The organism is Bacteroides sp. DH3716P (assembly GCF_025914115.1).
GTDB classification, from domain to species: domain Bacteria; phylum Bacteroidota; class Bacteroidia; order Bacteroidales; family Bacteroidaceae; genus Bacteroides; species Bacteroides ovatus.
In genome coordinates, this window is sequence record NZ_CP083673.1 from 4,049,576 (window position 1) to 4,066,196 (window position 16,621).

A 16,621-nucleotide genomic window follows, 5' to 3' on the forward strand; every position below is an offset into this window, starting at 1 on the left:
TGTTTATTCTTTATATATTCATAATTACTTTGTTGCAAACGAAGCAAGGTGCTGTAGTTGTCCGTCCTTCATGCGATCTTTTTCACTATAAAGAATTCCCTCATGCTGCTTTACTTGTTCTATAGTGAATCTTATATTCAACACATGTGCTGGAATTCCTCCTGAAACACAATAAGGTGGTATTGATCTAGTTACAACTGCACCAGCAGCTATCACGGCTCCACGACCTACTGTAACACCCTTTAGAATCGTAACATTTGCACCAATCCACACATCATCTTCTATTATGATATCAGCATCATCACTTGCCTCTTTTTCATTATTATCAATTATTGGAACTCCTATTTTCCTCATATTATGATCCCCATTCACCATAGTAACATTAGGGCCTAAAAGAACATTATTTCCAAAAATTATTTTTTTATAAATACAATACAAAACAGCATTAGGACCAATAGATACATGATTGCCTAATTCAATCATAGATGCCGAATTGATTATACAATTCGAGCCTATAAAACATTTATCTCCTCTCTTAGCAAATTTATATTCTGGACGAAATATGTAAGCGATTAGCTTTTTAATAATATTTTTCAGCATGATGTAACTATTTTAAATCAAACAGAATATTTATCCTCGGCTACCTGTAAATAATAATAGTAGCCGTGGAGAAAGAATACGCAATATTAAGAATGATAATAAAGATATTATTAACGTCAAAAAGATGCACGCAAAATAAATTAAAACTACTGTTATTTCACTTTCTGGTTGTATCATAAATACTACACATGATGTTAAAGGAGCAACATAAATCCAATGAAGACAATATGTAAAAAAAGAACTTGCAGTTAGTATCTTTGGAACATTCATTTCATGTTTATCAATATATAAGAATAATGCAGAGACCAAAGATAGCCCTAATAAGATACTTAATCTAATTGGAAAGTTATATGCTAATTCATCATATTCCCAAACAGCCCATAATAACGAAATTATATAAACAGGCCAATATCCTGTAAGTGATGCCATTTTTCTAAAGGGCTCTATCCCTTTCATGGCAAAATATGCTCCCCATGTAACAAATAGTATAATATCTATACCAGGCACAATAGGCAATCTAGGCCACAAACCTAATAACCAGATAAAAGTCAAAACTATAACAACATATTTACCACATTTATTTATCACAAAAAAAATGATAGGAGCCAACACCATAACAGCCATCAAATCACGAACATACCAAAGAGGTGCATCAGAAGGAGCATACATACCCCAAAATGAATTAAAAATCTCTTTGCACAATAAGAAAAAACTTTTAGGGAGAAGTTCCAACTTATCAGACGATATCATAAAAAGTCTCCAAATTTCAAATATAATATTCCATAATAAATAAGGTATCAATAACGTTTTTACTCTTGATTTTAATTTTAATTTATACTTTTCCTTAAAACAATCAACAGTATTCAATCCTTGAAAAAATAAATAGCCAGATATGATACAAAACATAGGGACCGCCACACGAGGAAATATCCAATTAAAGAAATAAATAAACCTATGAGACCATGAATCGGTATTAAAAGGGAATGTATATTCTATGCCACCTTGAGATGCTGCAAATGGTAGAACATGAATAAATAAAACTAATACAGTCATCGGGAAACGTAACCGCTCAATAGTTCTTGATGTAATATTATCCATATCAACAAGATTTTATTTTATGCCACCGTTCAGGATAGAAATCTTTTGTTACAACATTTCTTATAAAGCGTTCAGGACAAACAGTAATTGAATCTTCAAATTTACATAGCCAAGCTCCCCACCATGAGAATGTACTATTCGCATTAATATGATAATGACATTCACTCATCAAATACATATCACGCCATGAATTTACACCTTGATTACACTCAATATAAAAAAAATTCTCTACTCCGAATTGCTCCTTGCACCAATCCAAATCATTAGAAAAAACATAGAAATGAGGAGTATCCACATATTGCCGAATATAATCAATTGCTTCATGGTAGTAATCCAATGTAGCTACACCATTCAATTGATAATAACCAGTCGGTTCTATATTCATATAATCTCCCCGTCGAATATGGACAGAAACACTACTATTATCACCACGAATAACCTGAAGCCATTCATTAAATCGATCCTCATTAGGTTGTTCACGGAACATAAATGCTTTTTTGACTTCATCAGGTACATTCATGAAATTTTTTTCGGAATGCCATCCACCCACATAGTAATTGATCCCCCAAGGTCCTTTCTGCATCAATAACGGCGTGTAGTCATAATTGAGAGGTTCATAGATTGTTCGAACACCAACACTCTTGAATAGTCTAAATTTTCTACTTAATACATAGATAATTTGTAAAACCTTTATCAACAATGTTTTATTCACCTCTATACCAAATGCCCGTTCTAAATCATATCCATAGTGATTATGCTTTGACATGATATCAAATATTACTTTTGTGTTAGGATTTACTTTCTTCTTAGCTAAATAGTACGCATACTGAGACATTTGATTTCCCAAACCATTAAATATAACAACAACATCCATTATACAGTAAAATTATTTATATTATTCCTATACTTACCGAACCGTTTTACCCACGCTGCTCTTACTATTTTTCTCTCTGAATCATCAATTCCTATAAAATAAGCCGAAATAGAGAAGATCACAAATGAAGTTACGGTGGACAGGATCAAACGAGTAAAAGATTCATCTTTCAATATAATCCTAACGCAATAAACAGCACATAATGTAATTATCCCTACCAAAAGCATAGGCATAACAACTCTACCCAAAAAATGCCAGAAAGGAAAACTCATCACTTTTTTAAGATAGAAATAGCTCATAAAAAATAAAAGTATTTCTAGCCCGAACCCCAGTTGCATACAAATAATAACATTGATTCCCCTCTCACAACAGAGATAACAAACAGGCAAATACATAAAATTAAGGAGACTGCCTGCCAGCTGTAAATTCCGAATACGTCCCATCGCCAAATAAATTGGGCCAAAAGCACCTGTAATCGCATGTATAAAGCTTATCAGTATTCCCCAACATACAAACTCCTGAGTGTATACAGGAAACGATTTCAACCATATTGTAAGTATATAATGTGACTCTAATAAAAATGGGATCATCATTACAAGAACAAGATACCCCTGTGCTTTAGCAGAAGCGAAAGTCAAGCTGATACTACGTTTAATATCACCTTGACTATAAGATTTTGTTATTTGTGGTGATATTGCAAGTCCTATATTTGAAGCAAAACTACTAAAAACAGACATCACCTGCATACAGATACCACGTGCCGCATTTACTGTTAAGCTATAAAATATATTTATAATAATATTCAGGCCCTGATCTTTTAAAATACCTGATGCTGTTCCAATCCCCATCCATACAGAAAAGGAAGTCATTTGTTTGGATATATGTTTATCCAGAATAAAATGATATTTTGATTCTTTAAAATGACGATTGCAATATATTCCATAAACAACACGAGATATCACACTTATCAAAGCCAGAAGAAAGGCATAGAAATATAAACGATCAAACGAAACATAAGGCAAAAACAAAACTACAATCAACTTAGCAACAGATTCAAATATACTCATTATGGCATAAAAATTCATATGTTCATGAGCTATAATGATTGCTTGATACGGCACTGCAAGAAGTGTCATTGAGAATACAAATAAAGAACAATAAAAAACAAAGTAAGCCGCATTCATTCGCTCTGGCGGTATATTGAGATATGTACTTATTAGGTATGTCCCCCCAACAAGTCCAATAATAAATACACCAATAGCAATAATAATAAGCAAATTTATAATTGTAGATATTGTTCTTTTCAAAATTTCAGGATTTCCTATACCTATTTCATAGGTAATAAAACGAGCAGCCGTACCTGAAAAAGTTCCTGTCAGAATAGACAACATAGAAACAAAGCCTCCTACCAAAGAATAGAGACCAAAGTCATCTACTCCAAGTATCTCCAGCACTACCCTGCTAGTGTATAGGCCAATAGCCATTGATAAGAACAATCGTATATATAGATATACGGTATTCTTCATTATACGCTTATTATCTGCAGAATTATTTGACATTCTAAAGTAAAATGGGGCTAATCATGTTATTTAAAGTGCCCCAACAATAAAGCATTTACAATCCTATTCTTCTGTAATAACTCGTCTATGCGAATAACTATCCACATGAGAGAAACACCTAACAATAGTCTCCAAAACAGGTTAAATAAAATTTAATTAAATAGTCTTTATGAAAATCGCCATACACAAATTGTAGAACTCATCATTATTATCCTTCTGTATATTTAAGAGCATATATAATTACTTAAAAGTGTTCTTAAGTCTACAAACCTGTTTACTTGACAATAATGAAGCAATAAATAATTTAAGGTAAATCATTGAAGATGTATTTCTAATAATTTCATTAGCCATTGGATGTTTCATTTTTAATAAATATGGCTTTAGATACTTATCAAAATCTTTTCTTTGATCTCGTGGTATATATGAATAGTATTTATACATACGATTACATACTTGATAAAAATCATATTTAAGATTTTCAGGAAGAAGTCGGTCTCCCACTTCATAGATTGCTCGAAAATCAATGGCATCACGTTTAACACCTGAAGCATAGGGAGAAGCATAGGGCATCATTGCATATAAATACGATTCTTTTGAGTACATCAATGTTTTTCCTTTAGATAAGAAGTTCCAATAGAAAAACAAGCTCATATAAAAACAACCTTTCAAAGCTACAGGCGCTTCTACATTTTTAACGGCTTCAGTTCTGTATATAACTGACGAAATAAACGTTCCTAATCCTAGTATGTTGTTACATAATAAAAAATAATTACGCATTGCCATCTCATCTTTAAAGTTCACCTTTAAAGACTCTACTTCTTCACGAAGGAAATAAATAGGTTGTAATGGCTTTAGTTCAGGAGACATGCCAATGGGGCTTGATACAATCACATCCACATCTTGATTTTGATCTAATAAATTGAATATCTTATTTAGTCCTCCATCCATTAAATAATCATCATCACCTTTAAGAATAGACCACTCTCCATCAGCCATTTTCATTACTTGTTCATGATTAGCATCCAAACCACGATTTTCACCAAAATAATTTATTTTAAAGTTAATAGTAGGATATTTTCTTTTCATTTCTTCAATGATATCTTTAGTTCCGTCAGTAGAGCCATTATCAGAAAAACACAGCTGAACATCATTCTCTCTATGTTCAGAAAGAATTTGTTCAATTATCTTGGTAGTTGTATCTTTAATAAAATATACACGATTATAAGTTGGTTGACAAATAGATAGTTTAAACATGTTTTTGTTGTTTATAATATGAGTATATTAATAACTTAAGTAATTTAACAATTGATTTATATTTATGTCAAACGTAATACTGCAAGGATTGCTTGATCCATATTATAATATTTATAATTAGCCAGCCGCCCACATAGTATTAGATTATCATAATTCCCAGCTTTTGCTTTGTATTTAGAATAAAGCATAGCTGTATCATCTGTTGGAACAGGATAATATGGTTCATCCGCTTTACCTTCCTCAAACATCATAGGATATTCATAAGCAATAGTTGTAATCCCTAAAATATTTTGTTTAGGGAGCTGCTTGTATTCTGTTATACGGGTATATCCTTCAACCTGAGGATAAGCCACTACTGGAGTTGCTTGAAATAACTCCTCATTCAAAGTCTCATATTTAAATGTTAAAGAGCGATATGGTAATTTTCCAAACTCATAATTAAAAAGTTCATCAATAGCACCTGTATATACTAATTTACAATTAGTGGACACTTCTAAACCATGGAATTCAATCCTATGGTCTTGATCATTCAAAGATATATATTTAAGTGCATCCTCATTGTTTATATATTCAATATTATCGTGATCCAAAAGGTCCTTAATGAAGGAAGTAAAACCACCCTCTGGCATACACTCGTACTTATCAGAGAAATACATCTCTTTATAATCTAAGCGAACTGGAACTCGTTTCAATACATTGATATCGATTTCACTAGCTTTAATACCCCATTGCTTTGCTGTATAAAGACTGTAATCATTATCAAAAAGCATTTGTGCATACTGCTTAATAAGAGGCTCTTCACTGTTCAATAATTCCACGATTGTTACAGTACTTTGATTAGGATACTTTAATAGCAAAGCTTCCTTAATTAATTCAGCTTTATCTGTAGCATAAAACTGATCTATGGTTTTAAAATTGAAAGGAGAAGGTGTTTGTTGTCCACACATATCAACAGAACACCTTAATTTAAAGGGATTCCATTTATGATATTTAGTTATAAATGAATATACTTCCTCACTATTAGTATGAAAAATATGTGGTCCATACTGCTGAACTAATATGCCATACATATTAGTTTCATCATAAAGATTACCAGCTACAGTGGATCGCCTGTCTATCACTAGAATTTTAGAGCCTTTTTCAGCCCTCAATCGTGCAAATGTGCTTCCACTCAAACCTGCACCAGCTATAATATAATCAAAATTACTTAATCGCATTTTTATAGTAATCTATTGTCAATTTTATTCCAGACTCAAAACTATACCTTGCTGTAAATCCTGTATCTTCATTTAATTCTGATATATCAAGTATCTGATTATCAATAGTTTTATTTTTATAAGGTATATCTCCAATTCCTAAAGGCAAGGTAGGATCAATCATATCACGTATAATCTTGACATATTCTACTATTTGTTTATTTTCACCACTCCCAATAGGATATGTCTTTCCTCCTATTCCTTTTTCACCAACAGCAACTAGCGCATCAATTAAATCGTCAATATACAAGTAATCCCACTGCTGTTCAAGCCCTGTAAAAGATGGTTTTTCACCTTTTAACAATGTCTTAATACAATAGGTTATCAAATTTTCATCATTACGACCAGGACCATAAATACTTGTAATTACAGCCCAAATTAACGAAATACCATTTTGTCTTGCATAGGTTTGACACAAGAACTTGGTTGCTACCTTGGAAGCACTATACAAATCAGAAGGCGATGGAATACTGCGCCCATTAATAACTTCATTACCACAAGCATATTCGGATGCAGAACCTGGAAAAATTACTCTAGAAATTCCATTACGATGGGCAAACTCCATCACTTGTATTCCATACAATATATTTGAAACTTGAATTTCGACTTGATTTTTATAAGTTGAGCTAACACCCGCCCAAGCCATATAGAACATTGTATCAGCACCTTTTATCTCCTCAATTCCATCCCAATCAACAATCCGCGATAAATCAAATTCGATACAGTTGACATTATGCAAGCTTTTTGCAAAAGAGTAATCACCTCCTTTAGCAACTAAAGCAACAACTGCAATACCTTTGGATGCCAGTTTCTTACATAATTCCCTCCCTAAAAAGCCATTAGCACCTACAACTATTACTTTTTTCATTTGATTAAATATTGCTTAATCTGATCAACACACAAGCTATATACATTCTCAAATGTATACCTTTTATACCAGTCAACAGTAAGAGCAACACATTGATGAATATTCATACGTGGTTCCCAGCCTAGTTGAAACTTAGCTTTACTAATATCAAGCATTAAAAATCTAGCTTCATGAGGAGCATTGGGGATGGAGATATCATTGAGCCCACCACTACCATAATTCTTGACTACATCATTTGCCACATCCCATACAGAGGTAATACTTTCCGCACGAGGCCCGAAGTTCCATCCCTCACAATATTTTGTTGGTTCTTCCCAAATTTTTGCAGTTAAAAGCATATAGCCACTCAATGGTTCCAATACATGCTGCCATGGACGGACAGATTTAGTATTTCGAATATCAATATTCTTACCGGATTCAAGAGCTTTAATGCAATCTGGAATAATACGATCTAATGCCCAATCGCCTCCACCAATCACATTACCTGCTCGAACACTAGCAATACTCTTGCCATGTTTATCATACTGGTCAGGATTGAAGAAACTTCTGCGCCATGAGGCAATGGCTATCTCTGCCGCCCCTTTACTACTGGAATAAGGATCATATCCTCCCATCGGTTCATTTTCACGATATCCCCAAATCTGCTCTTTATTCTCATAGCATTTGTCCGTAGTTATCATAATACCGACCTTCACACTATCTGTTACTCGTATAGCCTCTAAAATGTTTATTGTTCCCATCACATTCGTTTCGTATGTTTCAACAGGAATATCATAACTTAGACGCACTAAAGGTTGAGCAGCTAAATGAAAAACAATTTCAGGTTGGTATGTCTGAAAGATTTCTTTCATTCGTTGACTGTCACAAATATCGGCACGTAAGTCAGCTTTAATTTTCTTTCCTATTCCCGATAAAACATAATTATCTTTTTCTGAATATGGATCTTTCGCTACACCAACTACCTCTGCACCAAGTTCATGAAGCCAAATAGAAAGCCAACTACCTTTAAAACCAGTATGTCCAGTTACAAGAACACGTTTTCCTTTATAGAAATTGTTAAATATATCTATACTCATTATTTACCAAACTTTCCAAGGAGCTAGCCCCTTATCCCACATCTCATTCAATTCTACATTATCACGCAGTGTATCCATCGGTTTCCAAAAACCAGTATGACGATAAGCATGCATTTTACCATCTTTTGCTAAATTTTCGAGAGGTTTACGCTCGAAAATAACAGTATCATCATTTTCGGGAATATATTCTAAAATTTCAGGTTCGCAAACAAAGTAACCTGCATTTATCCAATTGCGATCACCATCTGGTTTTTCTTGAAAAGAGAGCACTTTGTTACTTTCCAAGTCAATTTGTAACGCACCAAATTTTCCTCCAGGTTTATAAGCCGTCAATGAAATGGCACATTCTGATAATTCATGTTCTTTAATACTCTCTGCTATATTAATATCTGCTACCCCATCACCGTAAGTAAGAACGAAACGTTCAGCACCAATATATTTCTGTACCCGCTTCAAGCGACCACCTGTTTGGGTATTCAACCCTGTATCAACCATAGTCACTCTCCAATCTTCTGAATGGTTATCCAAAATTTCAACACAATTATTAGATAAATCAACTGTCATATCACTATTGTGCCGAAAATAATTGGCAAAATATTCTTTTATTACATATTGCTTATAACCGCAACAAATAATAAACTCATTAATACCATAATGACTATAAGTCTTCATGATATGCCAAAGGATAGGTTTTCCTCCTATTTCAACCATCGGCTTAGGAATTAAATTGGTTGCTTCGGACAATCTAGTACCCAAGCCACCTGCAAAAATTACAGCTTTCATATACAGGAAAAAATTATAAGCCCCTGTTTCTATATCTACTTCTAAAAATATATCTTTAAAAATATCCCATAGAAAATAGACAATTTTCTATAGGTTCTCTATATGCTATTGCAAACAGGGGTAAGTAGTATTATCTCAATATATTTGACTAATTTAAATTGATCATCAATCTTAATACGCATTCTTTTCTCCAATGACCACATTTGCTATAGTCTTATAAATGATATATAAATCTAGGAATATTGTCCAATGCTCCATATACCAGATATCAGCCTTCACACGTCCTCCCATCTGTGAAAGTTCTTTGGTTTCACCACGAAAACCGTGTATTTGCGCCCATCCGGTCACTCCAGGCTTAATAAAGTGTCTAACCATATATTTATCAATTAACCGAGCATAAATCTCCGTATGAGACAACATATGAGGACGAGGACCGACTATTGACATTTCACCTTTAAAAACATTTATAAACTGTGGAAGTTCGTCAATATTAGAACGTCGAAGAAAGTCTCCAAAACGAGTTTTCCGGGGATCATCAGCCGTTGCCTGTTTGCTGTCAGCTTCATCATTTACTTTCATTGAACGGAATTTGTAACACACAAAATCGACGCCATTCAAACCGGTACGCATTTGTTTAAAAAGTATAGGACCGGGAGAAGTAAACTTTATGATACTTCCCACAATGAGATAAACAAAAGGAAAAACAGTAACCAGAAAAATACCAGATAAAGCAATATCGAATATCCGTTTTAATATACGGTTCTCCATCTTACCTAGAGGTTCATAACGCAAATTCAAAATTGGCATATTACCAACCATACTATGCCAGATACGACGGGGAAAACCCTTACAAACATTAGGAACACCATGAAAATAAAGTAAATGGTTCTCACAATAATTCATGATAGAAAAGTTATAGCGTCCTTCCTCCATTGACAAAGAACAAAAAACATGCTTAATTCCTGTGTGTACGGACATAAAGTCCGAGAAACCATCAGGACTACCCAAATAAGGACATTGGGAGGAAATAGTGTCATTCGATTTAATATCAAAATAACCGACTACCTCATAAACAGAAGATGCCAAAGAACTCTCCATTTCCTCATATAACATCTGCATATTATTACCTCCACCTATAAATACAGCATAGCGCCTATGTTTACCTTTCGTGCAATAAACTATCAGCAAATGACGAATAATAATGCGGTAAATACTTAAAACAAGAAAGAGAATAAAAAAATAAGAGACAAAGAAAAGAGGAGAAAAAATAGAAATTCCACTAAAAGTCATAATACATGCCCAAAAGATAGAAAAGGCTATAATGTTCTTCAATACACGTAATACGAGCTGATCTGCACGAATCCCCCTACTGTCCCAAACCCTCCCACGAGATCCGAAACAAGCCAGATAGCAGAGAGTAAGAGAAGCCATCATAAAAGAAACAGTACAAGAAAACGGCAAATTTATAAACGCTTTCTTCCAAAAGAAAAGGAGCAGAGACAAACACAGGTTCAGGATAATTAGGTCTCCCAAAACTACAATAGACTCTACAACTTTATTTATCTGGTTAGTTGATGCCATAACACTTTACTAATGGATATTTAAGCCCGGATTTCTTTAAACTTATTCAAGATATCTTTTCCCAATAAATGCCAGAATATAACAATACAAACAGACAGAAATACAAATGCCAGCACACATATCTTTTTGTCGGTTCCTGAAGGAGTCAGCGGCACTACTGCAGGCTCTATAACAGCAAACACAGGCTTTTCCTCCTGAACTTTGGCTCTAGAGACCTGAAGTTGACTTCCAACTTGGCTATATATCTGGTAAGCAAGACTCATATCATTCTGTAAACGTTCCTGTTCGGCACGAACACTTTGCAAAATGATATTATCATGAGAATCCAAATAATCAGCATATTTCTTTTGGGCAGCATAATATTCCTGCTGACGTTCTTTGAAAAGTTTCTCCAAGTAGATACAGTCTTCTTTCGCCTTGGAAGTACGATAGTCAATGATGTATTCCTGCAACTTTTTCACAACCGAATCTGCAACAACAGCAGCCACTCTGGGTTCTTGCAAGGTTACGGCAACGGAAGTCATGGATGTTTTCTTATCTACAGAGGCAACAATCATTTTCTTTAAAACACCAATCTTACCCAACTCTTTCTTTGATAATTCAATTGTACCCTGACTTACTTTATCAGAAGATATGAATTCATCCTCACCTTCAATAAACAAAGACTTTACTCCACCAATTACCATAGCAGGAAATCCAATTACATAACTCCACCAAGGAGAAGACTCCTCATCCAGATAAGCATTCAAGGTCATCATTTCATTTTTCAATACAGGTATTTTCATTGTGGAAAGTTCCAATAAGAAAGGAGTGGAAGATACAATATCTGCAGATAAAGAAGCATTCAAAGCATCACTGCCATCACCCATAGTAACGTCACTTCCCAAGAAAGAAGCTGCCAAACCAGATAGACCACCACCTTTAGCACTTCCCATCTCCGGAGAAAGAGTCACTTCAACCGTGTACTGCCTAGGAATACTGATTGCTATAATAACGCCAATTATCAGTCCGATACCGGCTGCCTTATAAATCTTCTTACGAATACCCATAATCCTACGAAGAACACCCATCAAATCAATTTCGATCTCTTCATCCGTATGATTATTCCGTTTTTGTTTTATATCTTTTTCAGATTTTTGTTCTATCAAAGTAGTCATAAAAGGAATTCGTTATTTCTTTATTAAGTTAGCAATAGAAGCAACCATCATTCCCAATGTGCTGAATGTAGTAGCGTACCCTAAAATATTACCCATATTAGTCCTTTTCTTAGCCTTACTAGGCACAATTATCTCACATCCCGGCTCGATCTGTTTCTTACCACTACCTTTCACTTTAGTCACTTGGCCATTCATATAAACTATAAATTTCTTACTCTTCTTTGCATTTTCAGAATAACCACCAGCCTGATTCAGATAATAGTCTATATTCTTTCCTTCCATATAAGAAACCGTATTCGGGACCATTACGGCACCATTGATCGTTACTGTATTATTATTTTTCGGAATAGAAATTACATCACCCACACGCAAGACAATATCTGCTGTACTTCCAGGGTTAGCTAATGCTTTCTCCAAGTCAATACCAACACTAAAGGTATCTTCCACACGAACACCTAATGAGTCCATCATAGCTTCACCCAACTGTCGACTCATCAAGCGGACCACATCACCCATGCGTTTCTTTTCACTTGCATTGGCTACACGAGTCAATTTGGCACCACGTAAGTAGGCATAATTCGTTGCACCTCCCGCTTTATTGATTAAGTCCGAAAGACGTTCTTCACGACTGGTCATAGCATAAGAGCCTCCGAACAGAATTTCACCTTCAACAACCACATTCTGTTGAGCTTGATACCCCGGACTACGACGTACATAAACTTCATCATAAGGTTGAAGGACAAAGCCAGGGGTTCCATCTACAATAAAACCTTCTTTTAGGGAGAATGTATATATCTGGCCGATAGTATCGTTATCTACTGTACTGCGAGGATTCTTAATTCTACGGGATACATCTACACGGACTACAGAAGCGGCTTCACGCAAGCCACCTGCCTGAATGATCAAGTCTTCAAGGGTCATGTTATCAGCATAAGGATAAGAATCAGGTTTGGCTACTTCACCATGGATTACGACGTTGCCTCTGTCTTCCAGGTCATGAATACTAGGAATATAAAGGATATCGTTTTTCATCAGGATGATGTTTTGGGAAGTACCGTCCATGATAGCTTTAATGTCTACAGGAACAACTTCGGTAGTCAAGTCCTCACGCTGGCGGTAGAGAACGGCACGGTTCAAGAAGGCATCACCGGTCAGGCCTTGGGCTTCGTTTACCAGTTCACGGACAGTATTCAGTTTTCCATTCAACTGGTAGATGCCGGGACGATAAACGGCTCCACGGATTTCAAGTTTATTGATGAAACGATTAAGGATGGCTTCGGCGGTCACAACATCACCGTTTCGCATTTTATAGACACTATAGTCAAGGTCTTTGACTGTGTTTACTTCATATTCCTGTCCGTTCTGACGTACGACACGCAAGGAACGGGTGTAGGCGTCGGCTTCAAAGCCACCGGCATAGCTGATAAGAGTGGATAGACTTTCATCCTTTTTCATTTCGAAACGCATCGGGCGTTTCACTTTTCCGTCGATCTTAACCAATACGTCATAGGCGGGGACTATTACTACATCGCCTTCCTGAAGACGAATGTCATCCTGAATGTTTCCTTTCATGATAAATTGGTAGACGTCGATCGTGGCGATATTTTTGCCGTTACGTACCAGCTGCACATTGCGAAGGCTTCCTATGTCACTGACTCCACCCGCACGGTAAAGTGCATGAAAGACTGTGGCAAAAGAAGAGAGGGAGTAAGTGCCCGGTTGGACAACCTCACCCATTACATTGATCTGGATAGTACGTATGCTGCCCAAAGTCAGACGGATGTCAGAGGTGGGATCATTCGCATTATTAAGACCATTATATATCTTGTTTAATGTTTTTTTGAGATAGTCATTGGCTTCAGCAATAGTTAGTCCGTTCAGGTTGACAGGACCTATTTTCTGAATGTTGATCGTGCCGTCAGGAGAAATCTGTTGGCGGATAGTGTTCTGGCTGGCTCCCCAGATATCGATAATCACTTCATCACCGGGACCCAGACGATAGTTCAAGGGGGTGGCGATATTGACACTGGGTTCAAAAGTAAGGTTACGGGTGTTGAAAATATTTCGTCCGAAAACCTGGTTCCCAAGTGCGAGGTCTTGAGTGCTCGGGTGGTCTTCCAGCATATCGGAAGTGTTTTCTTTCATTTCCTCACGAAGGCGTGATTCATTGATGTCGGTACCCGTTGCATTGGAAGCATTGACATTGTTTTGCTGCTCATAGAGTTGCTTCACACGAGTTGCCTGTTCTTTGGTCACACCTCTACGTGCCAGTTCAGAAGCTAGTTGTTTCTGTTCTTTACCCTGGCGGATGCCATCCTTGACATATTCAAGAACTTGGGAGTCGCTCATATTTTGAGCCATTAAAGGAGAAAAAACTCCCAGCAACAGAATGAATAGAAATACGTTAAATTTTCTTCGTGTTGTCATTGGTGATCTTTGTGGGTTCTACATAACCGATTGGCATATCTACACAAGCACAGCCAAGCATATTTAAACGAACGGCAATCTTACTCTTCCCGCCTACAGTCACAAGTTCGCCAACAAGTCCACTCAAAGGACCTTTTATGACACGAACTTTCTCACCACGCGCTAGTGGAGTATCATTCATACAGACTGCTTCTTCGGAATAATCGAGCATGAAACGGAAACGGGCCATCTGCTCGTCAGGAATAACGGCAGGNGGAGTATCATTCATACAGACTGCTTCTTCGGAATAATCGAGCATGAAACGGAAACGGGCCATCTGCTCGTCAGGAATAACGGCAGGAGTACTCTCTCCACGCATCACCATATAACGGCTGACCGTAGAAAATGAAAGGACTTCCATACGTTCTTTTGGATTGACATGTACAAAAACCATCATTGGGAGTAAGACTGTATCAACCATCTTACGACGGTCACTCCATTGATGGATTTGTTGTTGAACGGGAACAAAAGAATCAATTCCCATCTTAGACAAACGCTCGGCAACTTTTTTCTCGTGATGCATTCGAACGAGTGCTACATACCAGCGTTTTGAGTGTGCTACGCCTTCCCCTGTCCCACTACTAGGCCCGGCATTTACTGATTTCGGTTTCGTTAAAATCATATTTTTTTACCCCATGTTCATCCGTTACTTCTTAGGTAACGGACAACACACATATAGAATACACATCGCTGTGAAAAAAGAAAAAAATCGATTATGAGGGAATATAAAAGCGGGCACCTAACATTCAATATAAAACATTCTTGAATTTAGGTAATAAAAAGCCTTTGAGCATGAAGATGTTATCCTTCATGTTCAGATAGATTTATGTTGCATATTTTAGAGAAAAAGGAAAAAAAGAAGTTTATTGTTTGTTTGCTATTAATATTTTTACCTATCTTTGTAGCGAATATAATTCCGTTACCTAAGAAGTAACACCAGCATTAAGTCCCTAATCCATAATGCTTTAATAATATAAATCAGAGCATTTTAAAATTGCAAACGTAAGAATAATTCAATTTATTTACTTTTGTTCTTTCTTCCAATTCGAAACCCTTTAAATATATCTGTGTTGTTTTAATAGATTTGTGTCCTAGTGATTCGCTAATCATTTCGATAGGTACACCTCTGTACTTAGCAGTCGTAGCCCAAGAATGACGAAGCGTATACGACGTGACGGGCGAATGTAGCCTTAATTTTCTGGACAGGCTTTTCAACTCATTATTAAAACATCTCAAAGCTGACTGATACTCACGATAGGCTCCTTCTTCATTCCGCTTGTACGCTCCGCTTAATATCCGGAAAAGATAATCAGGATAGCCAGAACTCCGGGCGTCAGATTTATTGTACAATCCCCCAATTGCATTCTGCGCTGACTCCAGCACTTCTATACTCATAGGAGTACCGGTCTTGGTACGATTGTACTTCAAAAGCCCCCGCTCCAGATTGGACTTTTCCAAATGGGCTAAATCAGAAAAAGGCATTCCACAAAACTGAAATAACAGATTGGCAATGGCCTGCGTCCGGCGAAGCTTTTCCGATTGAGGATCTTTGTTTAATAGCATGTGAAGTTCGCCGATCGGGATAGCTTTCTTCTGACGTGTGTCCACCCCGGTAAAAACATCCCGGAACAAACCATGTACATAAGGAGCCTGATGCATATCGACACCACGATTGTAGATACTACGCAACATACGCATATACGTAGAAATCGTATTGGGCTTCAAACGGGAAGCCATCAGATAGTTACTATACCTCTTTAGAGTTTCACGGTTTATCTTACTAAACGTGATGGATTGAGTTCCACAAAACTGCGAAAAAGAACGAATAGCGTGTTTATACACATGGGCCGTAGAATAACGACCCTCTTGTCGCAAACAGTCGATGTAATTGTTTGCACAAATAGTAAATCGATTTTTTTCCATAAATTATAACTTATCTCATACGTGTTATTAAAAACGTGCGGAATATAGTAAGATTATAGATAAAATGAACCACGATTTTAAATTTAATTACTGTTTTAGATAGAAATTCGAATTATTTCTAAAAAA

The 16,621-nt window shown here is 36.1% G+C and carries 14 protein-coding genes; all 14 read right to left on the reverse strand.

Going from position 1 to position 16,621, the window contains the following annotated elements; genetic code table 11:
* Positions 1–24: 24 nt before the first annotated feature.
* Entirely contained in the window at positions 25–600 is a 576-nt protein-coding gene (locus tag KQP79_RS25905) for an acyltransferase (RefSeq protein WP_008777184.1), read from the reverse strand.
* A 30-nt stretch (positions 601–630) separates the two neighbouring features.
* Positions 631–1,698 carry an acyltransferase family protein gene (locus KQP79_RS15220; RefSeq protein ID WP_004309199.1) on the reverse strand — a complete coding sequence of 356 codons (1,068 nt, stop codon included), beginning with the start codon at positions 1,696–1,698 and terminating at the stop codon, positions 631–633.
* Position 1,699: 1 nt separating this feature from the next.
* A complete protein-coding gene (locus tag KQP79_RS15225) occupies positions 1,700–2,572 on the reverse strand; it encodes an alpha-1,2-fucosyltransferase (RefSeq protein ID WP_004313284.1) in 873 nt (290 codons plus the stop codon).
* Complete coding sequence (locus KQP79_RS15230) at positions 2,572–4,098, reverse strand: lipopolysaccharide biosynthesis protein (protein ID WP_008771199.1); 1,527 nt, start codon at positions 4,096–4,098, stop codon at positions 2,572–2,574. Before KQP79_RS15230 ends, KQP79_RS15225 begins: the two co-directional genes overlap by 1 nt.
* 273 nt (positions 4,099–4,371) lie before the next feature.
* Complete coding sequence (locus tag KQP79_RS15235) at positions 4,372–5,385, reverse strand: glycosyltransferase family 2 protein (protein WP_004309195.1); 1,014 nt, start codon at positions 5,383–5,385, stop codon at positions 4,372–4,374.
* A gap of 62 nt (positions 5,386–5,447) precedes the next feature.
* On the reverse strand, positions 5,448–6,602 hold the full coding sequence (gene glf, locus KQP79_RS15240) for a UDP-galactopyranose mutase (RefSeq protein WP_004309194.1): 1,155 nt from the start codon (positions 6,600–6,602) through the stop codon (positions 5,448–5,450).
* Entirely contained in the window at positions 6,589–7,509 is a 921-nt protein-coding gene (locus tag KQP79_RS15245; protein WP_004309193.1) for an NAD-dependent epimerase/dehydratase family protein, read from the reverse strand. Before KQP79_RS15245 ends, glf begins: the two co-directional genes overlap by 14 nt.
* The gene (rfbG, locus tag KQP79_RS15250; RefSeq protein ID WP_004309192.1) at positions 7,506–8,585 is read right to left on the reverse strand and encodes a CDP-glucose 4,6-dehydratase; all 1,080 of its coding nucleotides are present in this window, start codon (positions 8,583–8,585) and stop codon (positions 7,506–7,508) included. Before rfbG ends, KQP79_RS15245 begins: the two co-directional genes overlap by 4 nt.
* Before the next feature lie 3 nt (positions 8,586–8,588).
* Entirely contained in the window at positions 8,589–9,368 is a 780-nt protein-coding gene (gene rfbF, locus KQP79_RS15255) for a glucose-1-phosphate cytidylyltransferase (RefSeq protein WP_004309191.1), read from the reverse strand.
* Between the two features lie 171 nt (positions 9,369–9,539).
* Positions 9,540–10,949 carry an undecaprenyl-phosphate glucose phosphotransferase gene (locus tag KQP79_RS15260; protein ID WP_004309190.1) on the reverse strand — a complete coding sequence of 470 codons (1,410 nt, stop codon included), beginning with the start codon at positions 10,947–10,949 and terminating at the stop codon, positions 9,540–9,542.
* Positions 10,950–10,969: 20 nt separating this feature from the next.
* Positions 10,970–12,106, reverse strand: a complete 1,137-nt coding sequence (locus tag KQP79_RS15265) for a chain-length determining protein (RefSeq protein WP_004309189.1) — start codon at positions 12,104–12,106, stop codon at positions 10,970–10,972.
* 12 nt (positions 12,107–12,118) lie between these two features.
* Positions 12,119–14,533 carry an SLBB domain-containing protein gene (locus KQP79_RS15270; RefSeq protein ID WP_171036014.1) on the reverse strand — a complete coding sequence of 805 codons (2,415 nt, stop codon included), beginning with the start codon at positions 14,531–14,533 and terminating at the stop codon, positions 12,119–12,121.
* The gene (locus KQP79_RS15275; RefSeq protein WP_264386537.1) at positions 14,511–15,194 is read right to left on the reverse strand and encodes a UpxY family transcription antiterminator; all 684 of its coding nucleotides are present in this window, start codon (positions 15,192–15,194) and stop codon (positions 14,511–14,513) included. The genes KQP79_RS15270 and KQP79_RS15275 overlap by 23 nt, the downstream gene beginning before the upstream one ends.
* A 356-nt stretch (positions 15,195–15,550) precedes the next feature.
* Positions 15,551–16,495: a tyrosine-type recombinase/integrase gene (locus tag KQP79_RS15280; RefSeq protein WP_138343471.1), complete on the reverse strand. Its 945-nt coding sequence runs from the start codon at positions 16,493–16,495 to the stop codon at positions 15,551–15,553.
* Positions 16,496–16,621 lie beyond the last annotated feature (126 nt).

What these genes read in the sequence shown, in the direction of transcription:
- KQP79_RS25905 (WP_008777184.1), bottom strand. Translation starts at nt 600, where the DNA reads ATGCTGAAAAATATTATTAAAAAGCTAATCGCTTACATATTTCGTCCA.
- KQP79_RS15220 (WP_004309199.1), bottom strand. Translation starts at nt 1,698, where the DNA reads ATGGATAATATTACATCAAGAACTATTGAGCGGTTACGTTTCCCGATG.
- KQP79_RS15225 (WP_004313284.1), bottom strand. Translation starts at nt 2,572, where the DNA reads ATGGATGTTGTTGTTATATTTAATGGTTTGGGAAATCAAATGTCTCAG.
- KQP79_RS15230 (WP_008771199.1), bottom strand. Translation starts at nt 4,098, where the DNA reads ATGAAGAATACCGTATATCTATATATACGATTGTTCTTATCAATGGCT.
- KQP79_RS15235 (WP_004309195.1), bottom strand. Translation starts at nt 5,385, where the DNA reads ATGTTTAAACTATCTATTTGTCAACCAACTTATAATCGTGTATATTTT.
- glf (WP_004309194.1), bottom strand. Translation starts at nt 6,602, where the DNA reads ATGCGATTAAGTAATTTTGATTATATTATAGCTGGTGCAGGTTTGAGT.
- KQP79_RS15245 (WP_004309193.1), bottom strand. Translation starts at nt 7,509, where the DNA reads ATGAAAAAAGTAATAGTTGTAGGTGCTAATGGCTTTTTAGGGAGGGAA.
- rfbG (WP_004309192.1), bottom strand. Translation starts at nt 8,585, where the DNA reads ATGAGTATAGATATATTTAACAATTTCTATAAAGGAAAACGTGTTCTT.
- rfbF (WP_004309191.1), bottom strand. Translation starts at nt 9,368, where the DNA reads ATGAAAGCTGTAATTTTTGCAGGTGGCTTGGGTACTAGATTGTCCGAA.
- KQP79_RS15260 (WP_004309190.1), bottom strand. Translation starts at nt 10,949, where the DNA reads ATGGCATCAACTAACCAGATAAATAAAGTTGTAGAGTCTATTGTAGTT.
- KQP79_RS15265 (WP_004309189.1), bottom strand. Translation starts at nt 12,106, where the DNA reads ATGACTACTTTGATAGAACAAAAATCTGAAAAAGATATAAAACAAAAA.
- KQP79_RS15270 (WP_171036014.1), bottom strand. Translation starts at nt 14,533, where the DNA reads ATGACAACACGAAGAAAATTTAACGTATTTCTATTCATTCTGTTGCTG.
- KQP79_RS15280 (WP_138343471.1), bottom strand. Translation starts at nt 16,495, where the DNA reads ATGGAAAAAAATCGATTTACTATTTGTGCAAACAATTACATCGACTGT.